A 23,784-nucleotide genomic window follows, 5' to 3' on the forward strand; every position below is an offset into this window, starting at 1 on the left:
TCGCCAGCACTACCAGCACCGCTAATTGCTTCACAGGATCTGTCATGACCGAGACCTCCTCTTCTTCGGCTACTCCTTCCCTCAGCTATAAGGACGCAGGCGTCGATATTGATGCCGGTAATGCCCTGGTTGACCGCATCAAACACGTTGCCAAACGCACTACTCGCCCAGAGGTAATGGGCGGGCTGGGCGGTTTTGGCGCGCTGTGTGAAATTCCAGCAGGCTATCAGCAACCCGTTCTTGTCTCAGGAACCGATGGCGTTGGCACGAAACTGCGCCTAGCGATGGATCTTGGCAAACACGACACGATTGGTATTGATTTGGTCGCTATGTGTGTCAATGATTTGATCGTGGCAGGCGCCGAGCCGCTACTGTTTCTTGACTACTATGCCACGGGTAAGCTCGATGTGGATATTGCCGCCGATGTTGTCACTGGTATTGGTGCAGGCTGCGAGCTGGCAGGATGTGCGCTAGTCGGCGGCGAAACCGCTGAAATGCCGGGTATGTACGAAGGCAGCGACTACGATTTAGCAGGCTTTTGCGTTGGCGTTGTTGAAAAAGCAGACATCTTAGATGGTAGTAAAGTGGCTGAAGGCGATGTGATCCTGGGGCTGGCCTCTTCAGGCCCCCACTCCAACGGTTACTCGCTGATTCGTAAAATCCTCGAGGTCAGCAACGCTTCGCTAGACACCGATATCGACGGCCAGTCCCTTGGTGATGCGCTGATGGCGCCTACGCGCATTTACGTAAAATCTTTGCTCTCTTTAATGCGCGGTAGTGATATTGCGGTACACGCCCTGTCGCATATTACCGGCGGTGGGCTGCTTGAAAACATTCCCCGGGTTCTGCCTGACAACCTCGCAGCGCATATTGATATTGCTAGCTGGCAGCGGCCTGCCGTGTTTGATTGGCTTCAGACTCAAGGCAATGTCAATGAAACCGAAATGCACCGTGTGCTCAACTGCGGTATCGGCATGGTCGTCGTCGTCTCCCAACAGCAAGCTGAGCAGGCAGCAGCTCACCTGGAAGCCGAAGGTGAAACAGTGTATCGCCTTGGGCAGATCGTTGCACGTCAAGAGGAAGCCGTTATTTTGGAGAACCTCTCGGCATGACCAATACGGATTACCAAAGCGATACCATTAAAGATGTGACCCCAGAACCGCTAGGCGCGCGTCGCATTGTAGTGCTGGTGTCAGGCAATGGCAGCAATCTACAGGCGTTAATTGAGGCCCAATCCCATGACCGATTAGGCGGCGGTGAGATTGTTGCCGTGATTTCCAATATCGCTGATGCTTACGGTTTAAAGCGTGCCCATGAAGCAGGTATTGAAGCGGTGGCACTACCCCATCGCGAATATGATAGCCGTGAAGCCTACGACGGCGCCCTGATCAAGGTCATTGAGCGCCATGAGCCGGACCTGATCGTGCTGGCAGGTTTCATGCGTATTTTGACTCCCCGCTTCGTGCAGCGCTTTCTGGGCCGTATGCTTAACATTCACCCTTCCCTGCTACCGGCTTATCAAGGGCTCAATACTCACGCTCGTGCACTGGCAGACGGTGTCACAAGCCATGGTTGTAGCGTTCACTTCGTCACCGAAGAGCTCGATGGTGGCCCCGTGGTGCTCCAAGCGGAGCTTCAGGTCAGCGCTGACGATACGGCTGAAACACTGCAAGAGAAAGTGCGCTCTCGTGAGCACCTACTCTACCCAATTGCCGTACAGTGGTTTTTAGAAGGCAGACTTCAGTTCAGTCCGGAAGGTGCCAAAATGGATGGCCATCTACTGCCAGAACATGGAATGCGGCTTTCTCATGCGGATGCGGCTGAAGAACTTGATGAGGAGTTAGACGAAGAGTCATAAGCTTAGCTTGAGAAATAGACACAAAAAAGCGCCTTACGGGTTCACCGTAAGGCGCTTTTTTTATAGCCAACCAGTGATGATTAAGTCCGTGGAAGCGTAACGCCGCGCTGTCCCATGTATTTACCGCCCCGGTCTTTATAAGAAGTGGCGCACACTTCATCAGACTCTAAGAACAGCATCTGCGCGACACCTTCATGGGCATAAATTTTTGCCGGTAGATTGGTGGTGTTAGAGAACTCCAGGGTAACGTGGCCTTCCCACTCAGGCTCCAGCGGCGTTACGTTAACAATGATGCCGCAGCGCGCATAGGTGGATTTACCCAGGCAGATCGTCAGCACATTGCGTGGGATACGGAAGTACTCCACCGTGCGAGCCAGTGCAAATGAGTTTGGCGGAATAACGCACACGTCGCCTTTAATATCGACGAAGCTTTTTGCATCAAACGCTTTGGGGTCAACAATCGCCGAATGAATATTGGTGAAGACTTTGAATTCATCAGCACAGCGCACATCATAGCCGTAACTTGAAGTGCCGTAGGAGATAACGCGCTGGTCGTTCACATAGCGCACCTGTTCGGCTTCAAACGGCTCGATCATCGCGTCGCTCTTGGCCATGCGACGAATCCAATTATCAGATTTGATACTCATGTGTTACGTCATCACTCGCTAAAGGAAATAGTGGGGCCGTCGCCTTGATTCGCACTTACTGCTGCAGCTACTTTTTGGGCGATAGCAGCAAAGGTCTGGCTAACCGCACCCTCAGGTTCAGATATGACGCTCGGGCGACCTGAGTCTGTCAATTCGCGGATAGAGAGCGTTAGCGGCAGGCGTCCAAGCACTTGGGTATCGTACTCCTGTGCAATATTGTCCCCGCCGCCGGTACCAAAAATAGCCGCTTCATGGCCGCAGTTTTCACAGTGGTAAAGGCTCATGTTTTCTACCACGCCGAGCACTGGAACATTAACCTTGCGGAACATCTCAATCCCTTTGCGGGCATCTAGCAGGGCAATATCCTGTGGCGTTGTGACGATCACAGCGCCTGCCACCGGCACTTTTTGCGCCAGCGTCAGCTGTATATCGCCTGTGCCTGGCGGCATGTCGATCAGCAGAAAGTCGAGATTATCCCACTGGGTCTGCGTCAGCATCTGTTGAAACGCACCCACCACCATGGGACCACGCCACACCATTGGTTCGCGAGTATTGACCATAAAGGCCATCGACATGGCTTGAAGGCCATGCGCTTCCAGCGGCAGAAATTTATCATTGGCAGCCGCTTGAGGGCGCACCCCCTCTTTAACACCGAGCATCTGTGCTTGGCTGGGACCGTAAATATCCGCATCAAGAACACCCACACGGTATCCTTGTGCCGCTAATGCTAGCGCCAGATTTACAGTCACCGTGGATTTACCTACGCCACCCTTGCCCGATGCCACTGCAATAATATGCTTAACCCCATCCATACAATGGCTCTCCTCATTTAGGCTCGTTTAACGTTGTATGAATGATACTCCTCGGGGCCGCATTCATAAACCAACAACAAGAAAGCGGATGCCGGTTTCCCGACATCCGCTCTCAGATTGCTACTCTATAGCGTTACCGCTGTTAACGATTAGCCAGCATTTTGCTGCTGTTCTTCATTCCCACCATCGCTATCATTGGCACTTTCTTCTGATGAACTCTCTGCAGACGAGCTGCCTTCTGAAGAGCTGTCTTCAGAAGAACCGTCCTGTGAAGAGGAAGCTGCTTCACCAGCGGACTCTTCCGCATCGGCCAAACGGCTGTCAAGAGTAGACAGCTCATCACGCCATTCGCTTAACTGGCCCTCTAAACGTTCCAGCTGGCTCTCACGCTCTTCAATATCGCTTTCAACGCTCGACACTTCCTCGCGGCCCATCTCCAAAGCGACCATGACGTCATCGAGCTCGCTGCGCACGTCGTTCAAGCTCTGCTCTTCCTCTTCACGAAGCGCCGTTAGCGAATCAACTTCGTTTTGCAGCTCATCGCGTTCGCCAGTGATGGAGTCACGCTCACTTTTTAGCTCATCAAGCTCGCTTTGAGCAGTTGAGATTTCCTCTTCCAAACCACTGAGCTGTTCATTTGACTGGCTAATCTGCTCTTCCAGCCCAGACAGCTCCTCTTCCGTGTTTCCTAGCTCTTCAACCGCTTGTTGGCGCTGCTCCTCGGCTTCTTGACGAGCGGCTTCAGCCTCCTGACGAGCTTCTTCAGCGCTAGAACGCGCTTCTTCTACTTGCTGAAGGGTGCTTTCTGCCTCATCGCGCGTACTGGTGATCTCGTCGCGCTCTTCGCGCAGTGCGGTCATCTCACTCTCAGCGCTCTCTACCTGCTCATTAAGAGAGGCAATTTCTTCTTCCAGCGCATTTCGCTCGGATTCAAGCTCTTCTAATCGCGACTGCACATCGCTGACATTGCTTTGGGCACTTTCAAGCGAAGAGCTGGCCTCTTGCTGCTGAGCCTCAAGAGATGCCATCTCCTCTTGAAGCGCAGCTAAATTGGTTTCAGCTTCCTCAATTTCGCTAATGCGTTGGCTCATTTGGCTGTTTTCCTGCTCAGCGCTGGCGAGCTGCTCTTCTAAGCTATCGACCTGATCCTGGCGTGAGCCGGCGTTAGATTGCGCCATAATTGCCCAGATAACCGCGATGGCAGCAATACCGGCAATCGCTTTTACCCTGTTATCTTGAAATAGCGTTTTCATATCCGACTTTTTAGTCGGCTCTGGCTTGCTGGCAGGCGGCTGGTGATCCGAGTGGTTTGCTTCTGACATTATGCGTTCCTCTATGGTCTTAGCTAACGTTTGTCCAAGCTAACGGTCTTCACGAACGAAGGTAATGCGCTAACCGTGGATGATCTCCCCTTCAGCATACACAGCTCACTGTATCTAGCCAGTCTGTTAGTAAAATCGTATATAAATGTTGCTAGTATGTTACCAGCCAGACAGAAATGATCATGATGTTAGTCTGAAGGTGGATGTTTACCCTCATGAAAGCCCGATGCTTCGCCGGTAAGCGCATCAAACCAATCCAGTTTGGTATGCAGTGATACGACGCTGCCCACAATAAGCAGCGTAGGCGGTTTAATGTGCCCCGCCAAGAAAGTATCTGGCAATTCAGATAACGTTCCCACGTGGGTGAGCTGTTGACGCGTTGTCCCCTGTTCAATCAAGGCCAGCGGTGTATGTGGAGATAGACCATGCTTCACCAGCGCCTGGCTGATCACGTTGACGCTGCCGAGCCCCATGTAAAAAACCAAGGTTTGTCCTGGCCGCGCTAGTGCATCCCAATCAAGCTCGCACTCGCCCTGCTGCAAATGTCCGGTAACAAAGCGCACCGACTGGGCATGATCGCGATGGGTTAAAGGGATGCCTGCATACGCAGCACAGCCCGATGCTGCCGTTACGCCCGGTATCACTTCAACACTGATCTGTGCCGCTACCAGGGCTTCAAGCTCTTCCCCTCCGCGACCAAAAATAAACGGATCGCCGCCTTTAAGACGGACAACACGCTTGCCTTGTTGAGCCCATTTCACCAATGCTTGATTAATACCATCCTGAGGAACACTGTGCTGCGAGCGAGCTTTACCCACATAAAAAAGCTGTGCTTGCGTTGGAATGAACGCAACAATTTCATCGCTCACCAAGCGGTCATACAGCACAACTTCAGCAGACTGCAGTCGTTTATATGCTTTGAGCGTTAATAGCTCAGGATCACCGGGTCCTGCCCCTACTAAACTAACCAAGCCATATGGCTGGGACGTTTGCTCTCGTCCTACGTCCAAGAAAACACCTCAGGAATAAGAAAGGTTTTTAATATGCAAAAAAGTAATTAATTTTATCATTAAATGCCAATAACACATTGTCTATTACTTAGAATTCAATCGAATATATAAACAAAATGAATATATTTATTCTAATAAAATATGGATAATCGGCATTTTGTCTGCAATGGCTTACATCCTGTTAACGTATTTAGGTCTAACCTTCACGATCAAATTTAAATTGGCATATGTTTGGAGATTCACGCATGCCCGTGAATGATATAGACGAACCACAGCGAGTCAGTGCAGATCAGTTAGTCCCCCATATCCCTGGTGTCGTTTTTCAATTCCACCGTGCTCGCAACGGCCATATGCGCTTCCCTTATTTAGAGGGCGGCGGCGTGGCACTCCAACATATAAACCGGGATCTGCTCGCAGAAAATGCAGGACAGCTAGTTGAGCAGCTAACAGGGAAGGATCACCCTAAAATCATGTCGGCTATTGAGCGCTCAGCGCGTTGGATGCTGCCTCTCACAACACGCTTTAGGTTACCATTTCCAACAGGCAAGCCTCACTGGATAGCCGTCAGTGCAAATCCAGAGCCGGTTCCCGATGGGGTGCAGTGGAACGGCATAATGATGGACATAAGCGATCAAGTATTCGAGGAGCAGCGGCTTCGTAAGTTGTGCGATACAGATCCGCTCACGGAGTTACCCAATCGGCGAAAATTGATGGTGCATCTCACTAACGTCGCCTCAATCAGCACCCGCCACGGCACACCGCTTTCAATTATGATGATCGATATCGATCACTTTAAGCGTCTAAATGACCGCTGGGGCCATTTGCATGGCGATGACGTCCTCAAGCAGCTAGCGACGCAAGCGCAGTCGCTACTGCGCTGCGAAGACATGATCGCCCGATTGGGCGGGGAAGAGTTTATGGCAGTGCTGCCTCTTACACCGCTGCAGCAATGCCATACACTTGCAGATCGGTTACGCCAAGCCATTAGCGCCCGGGACTTCGGCATGGGCCCGGGCCATGTCACGCTCAGCATTGGAATTTCTGAATATCGCTGTGGTGAGCCACTCACTAGCCTAATCGAACGGGCTGATCAAGCGCTCTATAGCGCCAAGGACATTGGTCGCGATTGCGTATGCCTCCTACGCTAGAAAGGAACACCTAGGCTATATGGAGAACAGCCATGACAGCCCTTGCCGAACATACCTGTGAACCGTGCAGCAAAAACACCCAACCGCTAAGCCAAGATGAAGCCTTAGAGTGGCTAAAAAGCCTCAGCCAGTGGCAGATTGTCGAGCACGATGGCATCATGAAGCTGTCACGGAGTTTTACCTTTCGTGACTTTGCTAGCGCATTGGCATTTACCCAGTGCGTTGGCGATATTGCAGAGCAGGCTGGCCATCACCCCGTTATTGTGACCGAGTGGGGCAAAGCCACCGTCACTTGGTGGTCTCACGCTATTAAGGGCCTGCACCTAAATGACTTCATTCTTGCCGCCAGAACCGACGAGGTAGCCGAATAAATGTTTGAGCATATTGAGCGAGTCCCAGGAGACGCCATTCTCGGGCTGATCGAAGCTTTCAAAAAAGATACCAATCCACAAAAGGTGGATTTAGGCGTTGGTGTTTACCGCGATACCCAAGGCAATACACCGGTAATGCGCGCCGTCAAGGAAGCAGAAGCTCGCCTGCTCAAGAATGAAACGACGAAAACCTACATCGGCTCTCATGGCGCCCCCAGCTACGGCGAAGTCGTACTTCCCATGGTGTTTGGCGCTGAGTCCCCGGTACTGAAAGCCAATCGCGCGAGTGCCACTCAGTCGCCTGGCGGCACAGGTGCACTTCGCTTGGCCGCTGATTTTATTGCCTCACAGCTGCCAGGTAAGGGCATCTGGGTAAGTGATCCAACGTGGCCAAACCACCACGGTATTTTTACCGCAGCCGGTATTGAGCTGCACAAATACCCTTACGTCGATCCCGACAACCGTTTAGATTTTGACGGTATGCGGGCAGCGCTGAAAAACATTCCAGAAGGCGACGTAGTGGTACTTCACGCCTGCTGCCACAACCCCACCGGGTTTGACCTTTCCCACGAGCAGTGGCAGGAAGTGTTAGAGATCGTGCGAGAGCGCAAACTTCTGCCACTGATTGACTTTGCCTATCAGGGCTTTGGCGAAGGCCTGGATGAGGATGCTTACGGCGTACGCCTGCTGGCTGAAAAACTCGACGAAGCTATCATTACCAGCTCCTGTTCAAAGAACTTCGGTATTTATTGTGAGCGTACCGGCTGCTTGATCATGGTGGCAAAAGACAGTGAGCAGATGGACAACATTCGCTCGCAGGTCGCGATCGTGGCACGGGAAAACTACTCAAACCCGCCTGCGCATGGCGGGTCTATCGTCAGCGAGATTCTCCACGACGCCGAGCTAACTGCGCTATGGCGTGAAGAGCTGACAGAAATGCGCGACCGCATCAATACGCTGCGCCGCGACTTCGTAGAAGCTCTTAAGCCCTATGGGCTGGATGAAAAGTACGCCTGCGTAGCAGAGCAGCGCGGTATGTTCTCTTACACCGGCTTGACGCCTGAACAGGTAGATCGCCTGCGCGATGAGTTTGGCATCTACATGGTTCGCTCAGGTCGTGCCAACGTAGCGGGCTTCTCTCACGAGAACCTGCCCTATCTAGCTAAAGCGATCGCCGCTGTGAATGACTAGGTAGCATCCAAGTACTTATTCAAACAAGTGCTTAGCCAAAAAGCACTTAACCAACAAGTACTAGCGCACTACGAACGCCCAGGTCTTCCTGGGCGTTTTTGTGTGCAAGACACTTGACCGATTAGTCAACTCTTCGGCACACTCGGCGTAGCCTTGTATACAACACACCATAATCAAGAGGCCTGACATGGCGGCTGCCAGCACTCACTACCCGTGGTACAAAAAAGAAGATACCGACGCGTTCTTCGCCCTATTTCAAAATAACATTGCCAACTTTGTCATCATCGCCATCACGATGCTCGGCATGGGATTTCCCGCCTCGATTGTTTACGGACAAGTACTGCCGGGCGCAGCAGTAGCGGTAATGGTCGGTAATTTTTACTATGCGTGGAGCGCCGCCAGACTGGCACGCAAGGAGAACCGCGCGGATGTGACGGCGCTCTCTTACGGCATTTCAACACCGGTGATGTTCGTATTTTTATTTGGCGTATTGCTACCCGCAGAGCAGTTGACCGGCGATGCGGAAATGGCCTGGAAAGTCACCGTTGCCGCCTGCTTTATTAGCGGCACCATTGAAGCCGCCATTAGCGTCATTGGCCGCTGGGTGCAGCATCACCTGCCACGAGCTGCAATGCTCGGCGCGGTGGCTGGTGTCGCGCTAACGTTCATTGCTGGGGAAATGTTGTTTAAAACGCTGGAAATGCCGATTATTGGCTTGTTGGTCTTAGCGATCATTATTGTTGGCTTGGTCGCCCGGGTCAGCATGCCGTTTAAACTGCCTACCTCGCTATTCGCTATTATTGTCGGTACTGCCATGGCCTATCTCATTGGCGACGCTGGCACCGAGCGCTTCAGCGATGCGTTTACCCATCTGGGCTTCTATCCGCTGCTCCCCAACTTAGCCTGGTTTGAAGGGCTGGGGTTACTACTGACCAGTATGCTAGCAGTGTTAACAGTGGTGCTTCCCATTACGCTGTACAACGCTATTGAGACGATGAACAACGTAGAGGCGATGGAAGCCGCAGGCGATAAGTATGATGTGCGCGAATGCCAAGCGGTTGATGGCGCGGGCACCATGATCGGCGCGCTGTTTGGCGGCGTGTTTCCCACCACGGTTTATATAGCGACGGTGGGCGCCAAGTGGATGGGCGCAGGCCGCGGCTACAGCCTGCTCAACGGCGCAGTGTATGCGCTGGCCACCATGTTCGGTTTAATCGCTGCCCTAGCCGCCATCATTCCCGTTTCCGTGGTCGCACCGATTTTGGTATTTGTCGGCATGTCGATGATTGCCACCGCTTTTCAAGCTAACGACACGCGCTACTACCCCGCCGTTGCATTGGCCATGCTGCCCTACTTTGCCAACTACGTGATGACCCGCTTTAATCGCGGTGCTGGCGAGGTGGTGACTGACATTTCCAGCGCCATTGTGGTGATGGGCCAAGGAGCTATGTTTATGGCCATTCTGCTCGGTGCTATGACCGTCTCAGTCATTGATCATCAGTTTAAGCGTGCAGCCGCCTTTGCGTCGATTGCGGCGGGCTTTTCATTTTTTGGCCTTATGCACGCCCCTAAACTGTCACTCAATGCCGCCCCTGAGTTCGTGATGGGCTACTTGGGCATGGCGCTGCTGTTTGTGTATTTTGCTTTCCAGGAAGCTGGCCGCCAGCGTTAATTGACGAATCCCGCCTGCCGATGCGGGCGGGACAAAATACGTCGCATGACTTGCCACGCCATTAATCCCGCCAATAGATTACCTACAGCCGCCCCTGCCGCTAACCCCCACCAACCGAAGAACTGTGAGCCCAACCATAGGCACGGCAAATAACATATAAATAGCCGAGCACTCGATAGCAACATTGCCCGTAGCGGCCAGCCCAACGCATTGCCCGCTGACACTACCAACATACAGATACCAAGCGCTGCGTAGCTGGGCAGCAAAAAGCGAATTAGCAGCGTCAATTCAGTTTGCACATCAGGATTACCTGCTAACGCCATGGCAAGCCAGGGTGCTCCCAGAGCCAGTAAGATGCCAAGCCCTAGCTGCCAAACTAACGCGACCTTGACCGCCAAACGCATAAGCTGCTGAATCTGCCCCCAATCACCGGCGCCATAGCAACGCCCTAACCATGGCGGCAGCGACATGGTCATCGCCAATATCACCATCAGTGAGAGGGTTTCCAACCGGCTCGCCAAGCCCCAGGCTGCCACTTCACTTTCGCCCAGGCCCGCCACCACAGAAATGGCCAGCATCGCCGCCAAAGGGGGCATCAATTGGCTGACCATCGCAGGTGCGGCAATGCCCGCGAAGGGCCGCCAAGACTGCTTTGCCTCAATCCAAAGCCCCTGCTGAGCCGCCCACTGGCGTTTAAGTAATTTACGCGTGGTTACCAGTAAACCTACTGAAAACGCAATGGCAGTTGCCCAGGCTGCACCGGGTAGCCCCCAGCCTTCCCAATCACCTACTCCAAAAATCAACAATGGATCGAGCACAAGGTTAACAAGGCTACTCAGTACCATCATTTTGCCCGGTAGACGGGTATCACCGTGGGCGCGAAATACGCTGTAACTAAAATAAAGCAGGGCACCCAACCAAGCCGACAGCAATTGAGGCGCCCAATAAATTCGAATATAGGAGAGCGTCGTTTCATCCGCGCCCAGCAGTTGAAAGATAGGCACATAAAATACCCATAACGCGATCGCCAATATGCCGATGACGCCACCGCCCGCCATTAGCACCAAACTACTCAAGCGCCTCGCCCGCGACTCTTCGCCCGCCCCTAACGCCCTAGAAATAAGCGCGGCAATAGCAATGCCCATTCCGACCTGAATACCGATAATCAGAAACGATAGAGGAAAGGTAAATGACTGCGCGGCCAACTGGGCAGTGCCCAAGCGGGCAATAAAGGCACTATCAACAAGTTGAAAACCCAATAGCGCCAAGACCCCAATAGCCATCGGCCATGTTTGGCGCCATAGGGTTATCGCCAACTCTTTTTGATGCATGACGGCTGCCAAGCAATCTCTCCTTATCTCGACGGATTAACACTTCTTTAGATTTAACGTAAAACGCCACCGCCCTTTAAAGGGCGGTGGCGTAGTCAGAACAGTGAGATGTTACTGACGAATACCTTCAAATGTAACGTAAAGCTCTAGCTCATGCATGGTTTCAGGGAAATCGCTCATGTCGATACCGTAATCGCCCAGGGTCAGCGTGGTGCTGCCTTCAAAACCAGCGCGGTAGTTACCCCATGGGTCATCGCCTTCACCCATTAGCGTAACCGGCATTTCAATTTCCTGGGTTTCACCGTGCAGGGTTAGATCGCCTGTCAGCACACCTTCACTGTCGCCGGTTGACTCAAAGCCGGTTGACGTAAAGGTGGCAGTCGGGAACTCGCTCGCGTTGAGGAAGTCGCTGCTCAGGATATGACGGTCACGCTCAGCGTGGTTACTGGTTAGGCTATCAACCTGCACTTCAATTTCGGCCGAGGAGGCATCGAGATCTTCAGGATCGTAAGCAAACTGACCCTCAAACTCTTCAAAGCTGCCCAGAATGTAAGAGAAGCCCAGGTGAGAAATTTTAAATTGAACAAAGGCGTGCTGGCCTCCGGTATCGATTTGATAATCAGCTGCCTGGGCTTGGCTCAATGGAACCAGTGCTGCGGCGGCAATCGCAGAGGCAAATGCAGTCTTCTTCAACATAGTAAACAACTCCTTGGGTTACTTAATAATCACCGTGAAAAAAGGGCTATTAGCGTCACGGCGGTCAAAACGAATTCTGTTAATATTTTGATGCATTACGTCGGCTATAGCCTGGATGCAGCATACGTACCAACGTTTTATGCCGATCTATCCAGTGGTGCTTAAACGCTGCTAAGGCGTGACCTGCGGCTAAAATCATTAGCGCTAATGCGCTATACCAGTGAACCTCGCCCGCTAGTCTTGCCTGATTGGGTAGGTCGTGGAGCAAAGCAGGTACTTCAAACCAACCAAATACACTTACGCCGCGACCATTAGCAGTGGAAATTAGGTAACCGCTCGCCATCACCACTAATACAAGTACATACAGCGAAATATGACCTATATGAGCCGCTATAGTTTCTAAACGACGGCCTTCCGCTTTCGGTGTCGGCTGAATGAACCGCCATACTAACCGTCCTAACGTAGCAATCAGCAACAATATACCAATTGATCGATGGATCCAGGGCCCCTGATTATACCAAGGGTCGTAGTAGCCTAGCCCTGTCATCCACCAACCTAGTGCAAACAGGCCAATAATGGTTAGCGCACTCAGCCAATGAAACAGAATGCTGATCAATCCCCACCCGCTGCGACTATTTCGCCACATTGTGCTATTCCTCATTTTATCTGTGGCTACTTCAACTTCGCCAACGCGCCTATCAGAGCTTGGATTAAGCTATTCATCCACGCCCAGAACCTTACCGCTAGAAGCTGCTGAAAACCTCTGAAAAAAGCAGAATATTTCATTCGTAAAAACCATTGAATAACCAGCTAACGATTTTTACACAGCGCTTTGCTAAAAATTCGAAAAGGTAGTTCGTTCTATAAAATCGAATATATCCAGCAAATTTAATCAATTTTATCATTTTGTTTGCGCGCTTACTATTAGCGCATGTCCAAAGAGACATTGTGTAACGATCTTAAAAACTGCACATAAACTTTCTAATCGAGAGCGCCAATCATGAAAAAAATCACCCTTATCACCGCTATTGCCATGACATTAACTTCTACCGCCGTTCTAGCTGAACAGGGCTCTGGCGAACTTAACCAGATTGTACACCCTAGCTCTTCAGCGAATCACAGTACTGACAACCTGCACATGACGACGGCTGATCTGCCTTTAGTTAATGGCGATGCAGAGAAAAACAGCGTTGCTGCTCCGAGCTCTCACGCCAATGGCTCTTCCGATAGTGAAGACCAGATTGCGCTGTCAGATCTGCCCCACCGCAACGCTTCTTGAAACAAATGATGGTGCTTTACTTGCAAATCATATAACCCATTAAGTTTCAAAAGTGCGAAAAAACCCACCTTAATCAAAGGTGGGTTTTTCGTTTTTGCGCCGGATTGCTTAACATCAACTAGCTAGCCAAAGCATCCAGACCACGCGCAAGATCGCGCTGGATATCCTGCTGGCTCTCAAGGCCGACCGCCACGCGAATAAGCCCTGGCGCAATACCCGCCGCTTCTTTCTGCATATCCGATAAACGGCCATGGGTCGTCGTCGCAGGATGAGTGATAGTGGTTTTCACATCACCTAAGTTACCTGTGATAGAGAGCATACGAGTGGCATCAATGACCTGCCAAGCGCCCTCCTGGCCGCCCTTCACTTCAAAACCCAACACCGCACCAAACCCTTTTTGCTGACGTTTGGCCATGGCGTGCTGAGGATGATGCTCAAGCCCGCTATAGAACACTTGATTCACTGCCGGGTGAGCATCGAGCCAGCGCGCCAGAATTAAGGCGTTTTCACAGTGCGCTTTCATACGCAGTGACAGGGTTTCCAAACCTTTGGTGAAGATCCACGCATTAAAGGGGCTCAAGCACGGTCCACAGGTGCGCACCACCCCGAACACTTCTTCAAGCAGCGCATGGCTCCCGACTACCGCGCCACCAATGGCGCGACCCTGACCATCGAGATACTTAGTGGCCGAATGGATAACAAGGTCAGCGCCTAAAGCCAACGGCTGTTGAAGCGCCGGGGTAAGAAAACAGTTATCTATCGCCAGTAGCGCATCGTGACGCTTTGCCAGCGCTGCTAACGCCGGGATATCAGCAATTTCCGACAGCGGATTTGAAGGCGTTTCGGCAAACAGTAGGCGCGTTTTAGGAGTAATCGCAGCCTCCCATGCAGCAACGTTGGAAAGCTCCACATAACGCGTGGTAATACCAAATTTACCCAGGTACTTATCGAACAGACTAACCGTAGAGCCAAACAGCGACCGGGAAGCGACAATCTCGTCTCCCGCTGAAAGCAGCGCCAGCGCGGTGGAGAGAATAGCCGACATGCCCGAGCTGGTAGCCACGCAGCGTTCGCCGCCTTCAAGGGCCGCTAGGCGGCGCTCAAAGGTATGCACCGTTGGGTTGGTAAAGCGCGAGTAAACATTGCCAGGCTCTTGGCCACCAAATTTACGCGCCGCTTCTGCAGCGCTTTCGTAAACAAAGCTTGAAGTCGGGAAAATAGGCTCCGAGTGCTCCTGCTCGAAGGTGCGCTGATGGCCTGCCCGGATCGCCAGCGTCTCTAGTGACCACTCATCCTGGTGACCGTCTTCCTGGTGATTGTCATCATGCATATGGCTTCTCTCCTAATCGTCCAGGTCATCGTCCTGATTATGCATATCAACCAGGGCATGGTCACCGGCGCTTTGATCCTTGGCAGAATCATTACGGCTAGCTTCCAAGGCGGCCAGGTAGGCGTCGTCTATATCGCCGGTCACATAGTTGCCGTCAAATACCGAGCAATCAAACTCTTCCATTTCAGGATTCACTTCGCGGCACGCCGATTTTAGATCTTCCAGGTTTTGATAGAAGATACGGTCAGCGCCAATCAAATCCCCCACTTCTTCTTCGCTACGACCATGGGCAATCAATTCAGACGCCGCTGGCATATCGATGCCGTAAACGTTAGGGAATCGCACCGGGGGCGCTGCTGAAGCAAAATAAACTTTACGCGCGCCTGCATCGCGAGCCATTTGAATGATCTGCTTACAGGTCGTGCCACGGACAATGGAATCGTCCACCAGCAGGACGTTTTTGCCTTTAAACTCAACGTCTATAGCATTGAGCTTTTGGCGTACCGATTTTTTACGCTGGGTCTGCCCCGGCATAATAAAGGTACGGCCAATGTAGCGATTCTTCATGAAGCCTTCACGATAGGTCACACCCAAGTGCTGTGCCATTTCAAGGGCAGAGGTGCGTGACGTATCGGGGATTGGAATAACCACATCAATATCGTGATCGGGCCACTCGTTAAGAATGCGGTCGCCCAGCTTACGGCCCATCTGCATGCGAGTACCGTAAACATAGGCACCATCGAGCAGCGAATCAGGGCGGGCTAGATAAACGTGTTCAAAAATGCACGAGCGTAACTGTGGGCGATCAGCGCAAACTTGAGTGTGAATATTGCCTTCAATATCGACAAAAATAGCTTCGCCAGGAGACAAGTCGCGCTCAAGCTCGAAGCCACCGACGTCCAGTGCAACGGATTCAGAAGCGATCATCACCGCTTGACCGTTCTCCTCTTCGCGAGTGCCAAACACTACCGGGCGAATACCGAAGGGGTCACGGAAGGCCACCATACCGAAGCCGTTAATAATCGCCACGGCGGCATAGCCACCTTTGCAGCGACGGTGAACACGACGCACGGCGTCGAAAATATCTTCCGCTTCCAGATGCAACCCCTGCTTGCCCAGCTCATGGGCAAACACGTTGAGCAGCACCTCAGAATCAGAACTGGTATTGATGTGGCGTAAATCGGTCGAGAACAGCTCCTGCTTCAACTGCTCGGAATTGGTCAAGTTGCCGTTATGCGCCAGCGCAATACCATAAGGAGAGTTGACATAGAACGGCTGTGACTCGGCTTCGCTAGAAGAGCCAGCCGTTGGGTAACGCACGTGGCCAATGCCCAGATTACCTTTCAAACGGGCCATATGACGGGTGTGAAATACATCGCGCACCAAGCCGTTACTTTTGCGCAGTAGGAAGCGTCCCTCGCTCCACGTCATCATGCCGGCAGCGTCCTGGCCACGATGCTGAAGTACGGTCAGGGCATCGTAGATTCCCTGATTTACCGCCTGCTTGCCCAGAAGGCCCACTATACCGCACATTCACGTTACCTCGCTTAATGCCATGGTTTGCCTACACCTAAGCAAACCCGTACGTTCGTAGAATCAACTTCAGTAGCAGGTCAATCACCTGCCGGGATAACATCCCGCTGCGACCCACCGGGCAGACGCAGTTCGGGTAGAGAAATATCGCGCAGCGACGCGGGCGCCTCGGGGAGTTCACGATCCCACTGATCTAACTGGCTGACCGCCCAGTCGCGTAATTGAATAAAAGTTGGGCGCAGTTCGGCTTGTTGCCACGCCTGTAGCTCAGACAACGGCGTCAGCGTGATCAACACCGTTGCCACGAGTAAAATGACGGCCCCCCGCGCAACCCCGAAAGCAGCCCCGGCCACGCGGTTCAAAAGGCCCATCCCTACCCACTCTACCGCGGCATGGACCAAGCGAATCACAATGCCACAGAGTAAAATGACGGCAAAAATCACCAGCACGAAAGCGAGCACTAAACGGGCATCAAAGCTTTCAATAAAACCGCTCATCAGTTCGGCCACGGGTTCAGCCAGCACTCTGGCAACCATTAAAGCCACTACCCAGGCGGCCAATCCTAACGCTTCACGAACAAAACCTCTTACAAAACCGGCTAGCATCGACAGCGCCAGCACGGCCAGGAACACCGCATCAATCCAGGTTAACGCCATGGGTTAATCTCTTACTCGAACAAGAAGACCCTGAACATTGGCGCGTTCTTTAATCGAGGACATGGCTGATTCACCGTCTTCGGAGGTGGCATATGGGCCTACAAAAACCGTGGTCATGTTGTTATCACGCTCACGTTGATAGACGCTAAAACCTGCTTCTGACAGTTGAGCGCTAAGCCGCTGGGCATTCGCTGGCACGCCAAAACTCCCCACTTGCACCGCCCACTCTCCCTGAGCGCTTGCCGAAGGGCTGGAGGCACTTGGTGACGAGCTTTGCGACGAGCTTTCAGCACTGCTTTGGCCGCTTCCACTATTGGTGGCAATTAAATCCGCGATAGGATCGCTATCGGAGATAGCCTGGGTGTCATCAGGCTCACTGGATCCTGCCGCTTCTGGGCTGGAGGGCGATTGGCCCGCAGCTATTTGATCGGTTTGCGGTTCCCGCGGATTAGCATCGATAGGGATAAAGCCATCATCACTCTCTACACTGGGTGCTGGAGATGATGAAGACTCGGTAATAGTTGAAGGCCGCTCTGGTGCGGGCACGTTCTGTCGCTCCACTTCAACCGGCTGTTCAATCACAAAGCTCGGCTGAGGGCGATCTTCTCGGGGCGCAGGGTCACTCATTAGCCAAGGCACAAAAATCGCCAGCAGCGCGAGTAAAATTACAATACCGCTAATGCGTTCGGTTTTACCGTATTTCATTTCCGTCTCCATCAAGCGACGCGGCGCCTGTTGGCAGTGGCCGAGCTAGTAGTGCCGCTACAGTAAAGAACGACCCGGTAGCCAAGACACGATCATTGGGCGTTAACACATTAGCGAACCAATCGACGCCAGCTTGCGGCGAATCTGCGCAAAAGTGTACCCGCCCTCCCTGAGCAATAATACGTTGCGACAACTCACTTGCCAGGCAACCTCGTTCACCTGTCAGCGTCACGCACACCCAATCGCTTATGCGGGCAGATAATGCCTGTATGACACCGTCAATATCCTTATCATTCAACATGCCGATAAGGCCCCACTGCCTGCCGCCTGCTGGTGGCGCGGGCAAATGACGCGCCACATACTCGGCAGCATGGGGATTATGCCCTACATCAAGGCACCACGGACCTACCCATTGCAGGCGGCCTGCTAGTTCAACCGCTGCAAGTCCCGTTTGCACACCAGCTTGAGTCAAATCGACCTCAGCCAGCAACAGCGCCTGTAAGGCCGTGGCAGCGTTATCAATCGGCAGACCAGGATAAGGAAGCTCATCGATGGCAACATATTGACCACGTGAATCCTGACCCTGCCAACGCCATAGAGAGCGCTCGTTACCGTTATCCATCACTTGATGAACAAATTGCTGACCCAAACCAAACGTAGGCGCAGCCAACGCTTGGGCGCACTCGACAACGCTTGCGGGTAACGTTTGACTGCCTAATACGGCCGGCCGATGAGCACGAAAAATACCGGCTTTTTCGCGCCCAATCTGAGCTAAATCCGTGCCCAGAAAACTGGCGTGATCCTGGGCGATGGTCGTCACGATGGCGACATCCGCATCAATGATGTTGACCGCATCAAGCCGTCCGCCAAGCCCTACTTCGAGTACCACCAAATCTAGCTTCGCGTTGGCTAAGCACCAAAGCCCACATAACGTGCCCGCTTCGAAATAGGTCAGGCTAATTTCACTATCCTGCAATCGCGCACGTTCAACCTGCTCAAACCCTTGTACAAGCAGTTGATCGTCCGCTTCCTGACCATCGATTCTGACGCGTTCGTTATAGCGCAATAAATGCGGCGAGGTATAAGTACCCACTCGCAGGTTATGAGCACGGGCAACGCTATCTACCATGGCAAGGGTAGACCCTTTGCCATTAGTACCTGCAACCGTAATAACGCGAGGGGCAATTGAGCTTGAAAGCAACCCCATACGCTTTGCCACTTCGGAAACCCGCTCCAGCCCCATATCAATACCAACCGGGTGCAGGGTTTCCAAATACTGCAGCCACTGCTGTAAGGAGCGTGGCTGCAAAGAGTGTGGTGCTAGAGAGTCAGGCATTGCGTGAATGATCATCACTCTTAGCGGAGGTAGCGTCTTTCTTCGCCGCATCGACCTTTTCAAAGGTCACATTAGCAGTGTCCGCTAACGTCGCTTCTTCAACGATGGGTTCAGAAACATCCAGATCGTCAGTGGCCAACGAACTAACGGGGGTCGCATCGCGATGCGTTAACTTACGCAGTACGTTGCCCACGCGGGCACGCATTTCATGACGATGAACGATCATATCGACAGTGCCATGTTCAAGCAGAAACTCACTGCGCTGGAAACCTTCTGGTAAGGTTTCACGCACTGTTTGTTCGATTACCCGTGGGCCTGCGAAGCCAATCAACGCATTGGGTTCGGCGATATTCAAATCACCTAGCATCGCCAACGAGGCAGATACACCGCCGAATACAGGATCCGTTAGCACCGAAATATATGGCACTCCCGCTTGCTTGAGCTTTTCAAGCGCGGCTGATGTTTTGGCCATCTGCATCAACGAGAAGAGTGCTTCCTGCATCCGTGCACCACCGGAGGCGGCAAAGCACACCAGCGGGATATTCTCTTCCAACGCCAGGGTCGCAGCACGTACAAATTTCTCGCCGACCACCGCGCCCATTGAGCCGCCCATGAAAGTGAATTCAAAGGCAACGGCAATTACCGGCAAACCGTCCAACTCGCCGCGCATAGCGACCAGCGCATCCTTCTCGCCGGTATCTTTTTGCGCCGCCGTCAGGCGATCCTTGTATTTCTTAGAGTCGCGGAATTTCAATCGATCATTAGGTTCGATTTCCGCCGCAATCTCTTCGCGTCCTGCTTTATCCAAGAACCAGTCCAAGCGTTTGCGTGCCGTCAAGCGCAGATGATGATCGCACTTGGGGCATACGCTGTTATGTTTCTCTAACTCAGGGAGATAGAGAACCGCTTCGCACTTGGGACATTTACGCCAGAGGCCGTCGGGCACGCTAGCGCGACGGTCTTTACGCTGGATACGACCCATGGAGGGTACGATCTTGTCTAACCAGCTCATATCAAAAAGGCTTCCGTTATACGTCAACGCCTGGCAAAACCAGGCTTGATGAGTGTCGTTTATCTATTCAGTATAGGTGACAAAGCGTCTAGCTTTAGGCATCCATCGCCGTACGCATTTCTGCTAATACACTTTTCAACTGGCCCGCAATGGTTTCCGGCGCGTCCTGGCTTTCGGCGATCCGGTTAACCAAGGCACTGCCTACAATCACACCATCGGCGACTTTAGCCACCTCAGCGGCGGTCGCACCGTCGCGGATACCGAAACCGACACAAAGCGGCAAATCGGTCATACCACGCAGCGGTGCCAAGTGTTCGGCAACATCGTCTGCGTTTAAAGTGGCAGCTCCTGTCACGCCTTTCAGCGAAACATAGTATAGGTAGCCTTCACCATGGGCGCATATTGTAGCGGCTCGCTCGTTAGAAGTGGTAGGCGCAACAAGAAAAATCGCCGCCAAATCACGAGATTTCAGCAGCGGCCCGATTTCATCGGCCTCTTCCGGGGGCATATCGACAATCAGAACACCGTCGACACCCGCGCTGGCAGCCTGATCGGCAAAGTTCTCGTAGCCGATACGCTCAATAGGATTTAAGTATCCCATGAGCACTATGGGTGTTGTGGTATCGGTTTGACGAAACTCTTTGACCATCTGCATAAGATCAATCAGCCGTGTGCCCTGCTTTAATGCACGCTCACAGGCTTTTTGAATCACCGGGCCATCGGCCATTGGATCGGAAAACGGCACGCCAAGTTCAATCACATCAGCGCCCGCTTCCACCAGGGCATGCATAAAGCCCACGGTATACTGCGGCGCTGGATCCCCTGCGGTGATGTAAGGGATCAGGGCCTTGCGACCCTGCTGTTTAAGTTCACTGAAACGCTGATCAATACGGTTCATGCTTGCCCTTAAAAAAGCTGCCCTTAAAATTCGATGCCATCAATCTTAGCAACTGTCATGATGTCTTTGTCGCCACGCCCGGAGAGGTTGACCACAATATGCTGGTCAGGGCGCATGGTAGGCGCCAACACCTTGGCATGGGCCAGCGCATGGGCCGACTCAAGGGCTGGCATAATTCCTTCCATACGCGTCAACTCTCGAAACGCTTCGAGCACTTCTTTATCGTTAGCCGCTACATAAGAGACCCGGCCCACGTCTTTCCACAGCGCGTGCTCGGGGCCTACGCCAGGATAATCCAGACCAGCTGAAATGGAGTGCGTATCGGATACCTGACCAGCCTCATCCGACATCAAGTAGGTGCGGTTGCCATGCAGGACGCCGCGCGGCGCGTTAGAAGCCAACGGTGCAGCGTGGCGGCCCGTTTCAACGCCATCGCCACCGGCCTCAACGCCATACATGGCTACGTCGTCATCTTCCACAAACGGGTAGAACAGACCCAAGGCGTTAGAGCCGCCGCCAACGCAGGCAATCAATGCATCGGGTAGACGTCCGATCTGTTCCAGCGACTGACGGCGCGCTTCACGCCCCACTACCGCATTGAAATCGCGCACCAACAGCGGATAAGGGTGCGGGCCTGCCACGGTACCGATGATATAGAAAGTGTTATCAACGTTGGTGACCCAGTCGCGCAACGCTTCATTCATGGCGTCTTTGAGGGTGCGAGTACCAGACTCTACCGGAATCACTCGAGCGCCCAATAAGCGCATACGATAGACGTTCAGCTTTTGCCGCTGAACATCTTCAGCCCCCATATAAACGTCGCACTCAAGCCCTAGACGCGCGGCCACGGTTGCTGAGGCAACACCATGTTGACCGGCCCCGGTTTCAGCAATAATACGTGGCTTGCCGGTTTTTTTGGCCAACAGTGCCTGGCCAATCGTGTTGTTAACCTTGTGAGCGCCGGTATGATTTAGATCTTCCCGCTTAAGCCAAATCTGCGCGCCTCCAAGACTCGCCGACCAGCGTTTTGCGTGATAAAGCGGTGACGGACGCCCCACGTAATGGGCAAGATCGTAATCGAACTCGGCCTGGAAGTCAGGATCATCACGCAGGCTTAAGTACGTTTTCTCCAACTCTTCTAATGCAAAACTGAGGGTTTCTGACACAAACCGACCGCCGTAAGGGCCAAAATGACCACGGGCATCCGGCATTCGGGTCAGGTCACTGAACTTGGTTTTTGGTGCAGGCGTCGCAGAAACAGTCACAGGGATACCTCACAAGATCGCCAGAACAGGCAAACAATAAATGAATCGACGTAAACACGTAGCTCTATAAAATTACCCACAAGCAATACGTATAAATTACACACAAACTAGCCACACATAAACGTATGTAGCGAATCCTAACGGGCGTCGGCTAAGACCACATGACGCACGAAAGACACCATTTTATCGGCATCTTTACAGCCGGGTGAGGCTTCAATACCGCCAGATACATCCACTGCATAAGGCGCTACCTGACGCACAGCATCAGCAATGTTACCAGCACTCAACCCACCGGCGAGGATAACAGGTTTTGCAAGATTTGCGGGGATTCTCGACCAATCAAAGGTCTCCCCTGTGCCCCCAGGCGTTCCCGGGCGATAGGCATCTAACAGCAGCGCCTGTGCTTGATGATAGCGCTGCGCTTCATGGAGTAAATCTATCTCGTCGCGCATGCGGAGTGCTTTCATCCAGGGACGAGCAAAGCGCTGGCACTCCTCGGGCGTTTCATTACCGTGAAACTGAAGCATGTCGAGATAGGGTAAACACTGCTCTACAAGCTCAGCAGGCTGATCAACAAAGAGGCCTACGCGGGTTACAAACGCAGGCACGCGAGCAGCAAGAGCTGCCAATTGCTCAACACTCACGCTGCGCGCGCTTTTTGGCCACATGACGAAGCCCAAAGCGTCTACGCCCAGCGCTACGGCCCGGTCAATATCCTCACTGCGGGTAAAGCCGCAAAACTTAATTCGGGTGCGGGCTAGCGGAGTGATACTCATAGTGACGCCTCCTGTTCAGGGCCAACCGACCTGTTACTGAGTGTGCGGTTGCGACGATAGGCAACCCGCGGCGTATCAGGAAGCTCACGCTCTCCCGTCCATTCACCGGTAAATGAGAGCAGATGAGGCCCCAGCGGCTCTTTAGGCAGATCAAAGCGCTCATCGTAAACCGAATCGACAAAATGCAGCCCGCAGGCAGGAGCAGTGACATCACCTTTGCGGCGGTTTTGCAGCGCCAGCAACTCGCCGATATAGGCTTCGCTTTGCGTACCGCGACCCACGCTCACCAGCGCACCGGCAATATTCCGGATCATATGGTGTAAGAACGCATTGCCTTGGATATCGATCATCACCAGCTGGCCGTAGCGCTTTACGTCAACAAAGTGCATATGTCGCCAGGGTGTTTTGGACTGACAACCCGCGGCGCGGAAGCTGGAAAAATCGTGCTCCCCTACCAGGGCCTGGGCGGCCCTGTGCATGGCATCAGCGTCTAACGGATCACGGCACCAGGTCACATTGGCGCGCTCCAGTACGGGGCGGCTAATCTGGTTCAGCAGCACGTAGCGGTAGCGGCGCCCCAGGGCGCACAGGCGCGAATGAAAGTCGTCGCCCACGGGCTTCACCCAGCGCACGGCTATGTCGCGAGGTAACTGGGTGTTGGCACCAAAAATCCAGGCTTTCTCAGAACGCCCCGCGGTGGGGTCAAAATGCACGATTTGGCGCGTTGCATGCACTCCCGAATCGGTGCGACCGCTGGCATGCACCTGAATAGGCTCATTGGCCACCTTTGACAATGCAGCCTCTAACGAAGCCTGGACAGAGGCGGCGTGCTTTAGGCGCTGAAAGCCGCAGTAATGGGTACCGTCGTACTCAATACCCATTGCCAAACGGCCAGTAAGCGGAATTTTCTCATCGAAGTGATAGAACAGCGTCATC

The 23,784-nt window shown here is 53.0% G+C and carries 24 protein-coding genes; 7 read left to right on the top strand and 17 right to left on the bottom strand.

Annotated elements, in window-relative coordinates; all coding sequences use genetic code 11:
- Positions 1 to 44: 44 nt before the first annotated feature.
- Both purM and purN read left to right on the top strand, forming a co-directional pair.
- Positions 45 to 1,112: a phosphoribosylformylglycinamidine cyclo-ligase gene (gene purM / locus MLE19_RS18835; protein WP_240719655.1), complete on the top strand. Its 1,068-nt coding sequence runs from the start codon at positions 45 to 47 to the stop codon at positions 1,110 to 1,112.
- Positions 1,109 to 1,858, top strand: a complete 750-nt coding sequence (gene purN, locus MLE19_RS18840) for a phosphoribosylglycinamide formyltransferase (protein WP_240719656.1) — start codon at positions 1,109 to 1,111, stop codon at positions 1,856 to 1,858. The genes purM and purN overlap by 4 nt, the downstream gene beginning before the upstream one ends.
- An 80-nt stretch (positions 1,859 to 1,938) precedes the next feature.
- Here purN and dcd read toward each other — a convergent pair whose 3' ends face one another.
- The 4 genes from dcd to cobA form a co-directional block, all read right to left on the bottom strand.
- Positions 1,939 to 2,505 (bottom strand): dCTP deaminase, encoded by a 567-nt coding sequence (gene dcd, locus MLE19_RS18845; protein WP_096279703.1) that lies wholly within the window; start codon positions 2,503 to 2,505, stop codon positions 1,939 to 1,941.
- An 11-nt stretch (positions 2,506 to 2,516) separates the two neighbouring features.
- The gene (apbC, locus tag MLE19_RS18850) at positions 2,517 to 3,317 is read right to left on the bottom strand and encodes an iron-sulfur cluster carrier protein ApbC (protein WP_240719657.1); all 801 of its coding nucleotides are present in this window, start codon (positions 3,315 to 3,317) and stop codon (positions 2,517 to 2,519) included.
- A 149-nt stretch (positions 3,318 to 3,466) separates the two neighbouring features.
- A complete protein-coding gene (locus MLE19_RS18855) occupies positions 3,467 to 4,639 on the bottom strand; it encodes a kinesin (RefSeq protein ID WP_240719658.1) in 1,173 nt (390 codons plus the stop codon).
- Between the two features lie 188 nt (positions 4,640 to 4,827).
- On the bottom strand, positions 4,828 to 5,649 hold the full coding sequence (gene cobA, locus MLE19_RS18860; protein ID WP_240719659.1) for a uroporphyrinogen-III C-methyltransferase: 822 nt from the start codon (positions 5,647 to 5,649) through the stop codon (positions 4,828 to 4,830).
- A 245-nt stretch (positions 5,650 to 5,894) separates the two neighbouring features.
- Between cobA and MLE19_RS18865 the strand changes: the two genes are divergently transcribed.
- From MLE19_RS18865 to MLE19_RS18880, 4 genes are all read left to right on the top strand, one after another.
- Positions 5,895 to 6,797, top strand: a complete 903-nt coding sequence (locus tag MLE19_RS18865; RefSeq protein ID WP_240719660.1) for a GGDEF domain-containing protein — start codon at positions 5,895 to 5,897, stop codon at positions 6,795 to 6,797.
- Between the two features lie 32 nt (positions 6,798 to 6,829).
- Positions 6,830 to 7,168, top strand: a complete 339-nt coding sequence (locus MLE19_RS18870) for a 4a-hydroxytetrahydrobiopterin dehydratase (RefSeq protein WP_240719661.1) — start codon at positions 6,830 to 6,832, stop codon at positions 7,166 to 7,168.
- Positions 7,169 to 8,359, top strand: coding sequence for an aromatic amino acid transaminase (locus MLE19_RS18875; RefSeq protein ID WP_240719662.1), 1,191 nt, complete (start codon positions 7,169 to 7,171; stop codon positions 8,357 to 8,359). It begins immediately after the preceding gene.
- 187 nt (positions 8,360 to 8,546) lie between these two features.
- Positions 8,547 to 10,031: an NCS2 family permease gene (locus MLE19_RS18880; RefSeq protein WP_240719663.1), complete on the top strand. Its 1,485-nt coding sequence runs from the start codon at positions 8,547 to 8,549 to the stop codon at positions 10,029 to 10,031.
- On the opposite strand, the gene MLE19_RS18885 is transcribed toward MLE19_RS18880, so the two are convergent.
- The 3 genes from MLE19_RS18885 to MLE19_RS18895 form a co-directional block, all read right to left on the bottom strand.
- Positions 10,028 to 11,362, bottom strand: a complete 1,335-nt coding sequence (locus tag MLE19_RS18885) for an MATE family efflux transporter (RefSeq protein WP_425356823.1) — start codon at positions 11,360 to 11,362, stop codon at positions 10,028 to 10,030. The two genes, MLE19_RS18880 and MLE19_RS18885, sit on opposite strands and share 4 nt — an antisense overlap.
- A 111-nt stretch (positions 11,363 to 11,473) precedes the next feature.
- Positions 11,474 to 12,058 (bottom strand): YceI family protein, encoded by a 585-nt coding sequence (locus tag MLE19_RS18890; RefSeq protein WP_240719665.1) that lies wholly within the window; start codon positions 12,056 to 12,058, stop codon positions 11,474 to 11,476.
- A 79-nt stretch (positions 12,059 to 12,137) separates the two neighbouring features.
- Positions 12,138 to 12,704, bottom strand: coding sequence for a cytochrome b (locus MLE19_RS18895; RefSeq protein ID WP_240719666.1), 567 nt, complete (start codon positions 12,702 to 12,704; stop codon positions 12,138 to 12,140).
- A 354-nt stretch (positions 12,705 to 13,058) separates the two neighbouring features.
- Between MLE19_RS18895 and MLE19_RS18900 the strand changes: the two genes are divergently transcribed.
- Positions 13,059 to 13,337: a hypothetical protein gene (locus MLE19_RS18900; protein WP_240719667.1), complete on the top strand. Its 279-nt coding sequence runs from the start codon at positions 13,059 to 13,061 to the stop codon at positions 13,335 to 13,337.
- A 118-nt stretch (positions 13,338 to 13,455) separates the two neighbouring features.
- Here the strand turns inward: MLE19_RS18900 and MLE19_RS18905 are convergent, their stop codons facing one another.
- The 10 genes from MLE19_RS18905 to truA form a co-directional block, all read right to left on the bottom strand.
- Entirely contained in the window at positions 13,456 to 14,667 is a 1,212-nt protein-coding gene (locus MLE19_RS18905; RefSeq protein ID WP_240719668.1) for an O-succinylhomoserine sulfhydrylase, read from the bottom strand.
- A 12-nt stretch (positions 14,668 to 14,679) separates the two neighbouring features.
- Positions 14,680 to 16,200: an amidophosphoribosyltransferase gene (gene purF / locus MLE19_RS18910; protein WP_035579689.1), complete on the bottom strand. Its 1,521-nt coding sequence runs from the start codon at positions 16,198 to 16,200 to the stop codon at positions 14,680 to 14,682.
- An 80-nt stretch (positions 16,201 to 16,280) separates the two neighbouring features.
- The gene (locus tag MLE19_RS18915; RefSeq protein ID WP_240719669.1) at positions 16,281 to 16,856 is read right to left on the bottom strand and encodes a CvpA family protein; all 576 of its coding nucleotides are present in this window, start codon (positions 16,854 to 16,856) and stop codon (positions 16,281 to 16,283) included.
- A 3-nt stretch (positions 16,857 to 16,859) separates the two neighbouring features.
- Positions 16,860 to 17,561 (bottom strand): SPOR domain-containing protein, encoded by a 702-nt coding sequence (locus MLE19_RS18920; protein WP_240719670.1) that lies wholly within the window; start codon positions 17,559 to 17,561, stop codon positions 16,860 to 16,862.
- Entirely contained in the window at positions 17,548 to 18,897 is a 1,350-nt protein-coding gene (folC, locus tag MLE19_RS18925) for a bifunctional tetrahydrofolate synthase/dihydrofolate synthase (protein ID WP_240719671.1), read from the bottom strand. The genes MLE19_RS18920 and folC overlap by 14 nt, the downstream gene beginning before the upstream one ends.
- Positions 18,890 to 19,909, bottom strand: a complete 1,020-nt coding sequence (gene accD / locus MLE19_RS18930; RefSeq protein ID WP_240719672.1) for an acetyl-CoA carboxylase, carboxyltransferase subunit beta — start codon at positions 19,907 to 19,909, stop codon at positions 18,890 to 18,892. Before accD ends, folC begins: the two co-directional genes overlap by 8 nt.
- Positions 19,910 to 20,003: 94 nt before the next feature.
- Positions 20,004 to 20,807: a tryptophan synthase subunit alpha gene (trpA, locus tag MLE19_RS18935; protein WP_240719673.1), complete on the bottom strand. Its 804-nt coding sequence runs from the start codon at positions 20,805 to 20,807 to the stop codon at positions 20,004 to 20,006.
- Positions 20,808 to 20,830: 23 nt separating this feature from the next.
- The gene (gene trpB, locus MLE19_RS18940; protein WP_240719689.1) at positions 20,831 to 22,018 is read right to left on the bottom strand and encodes a tryptophan synthase subunit beta; all 1,188 of its coding nucleotides are present in this window, start codon (positions 22,016 to 22,018) and stop codon (positions 20,831 to 20,833) included.
- Between the two features lie 191 nt (positions 22,019 to 22,209).
- Positions 22,210 to 22,848: a phosphoribosylanthranilate isomerase gene (locus MLE19_RS18945; RefSeq protein ID WP_240719674.1), complete on the bottom strand. Its 639-nt coding sequence runs from the start codon at positions 22,846 to 22,848 to the stop codon at positions 22,210 to 22,212.
- Complete coding sequence (gene truA, locus MLE19_RS18950; RefSeq protein WP_240719675.1) at positions 22,845 to 23,783, bottom strand: tRNA pseudouridine(38-40) synthase TruA; 939 nt, start codon at positions 23,781 to 23,783, stop codon at positions 22,845 to 22,847. Before truA ends, MLE19_RS18945 begins: the two co-directional genes overlap by 4 nt.
- Position 23,784: the final 1 nt, after the last annotated feature.

This window comes from Vreelandella neptunia, assembly GCF_022489065.1.
GTDB lineage: Bacteria > Pseudomonadota > Gammaproteobacteria > Pseudomonadales > Halomonadaceae > Vreelandella > Vreelandella neptunia_A.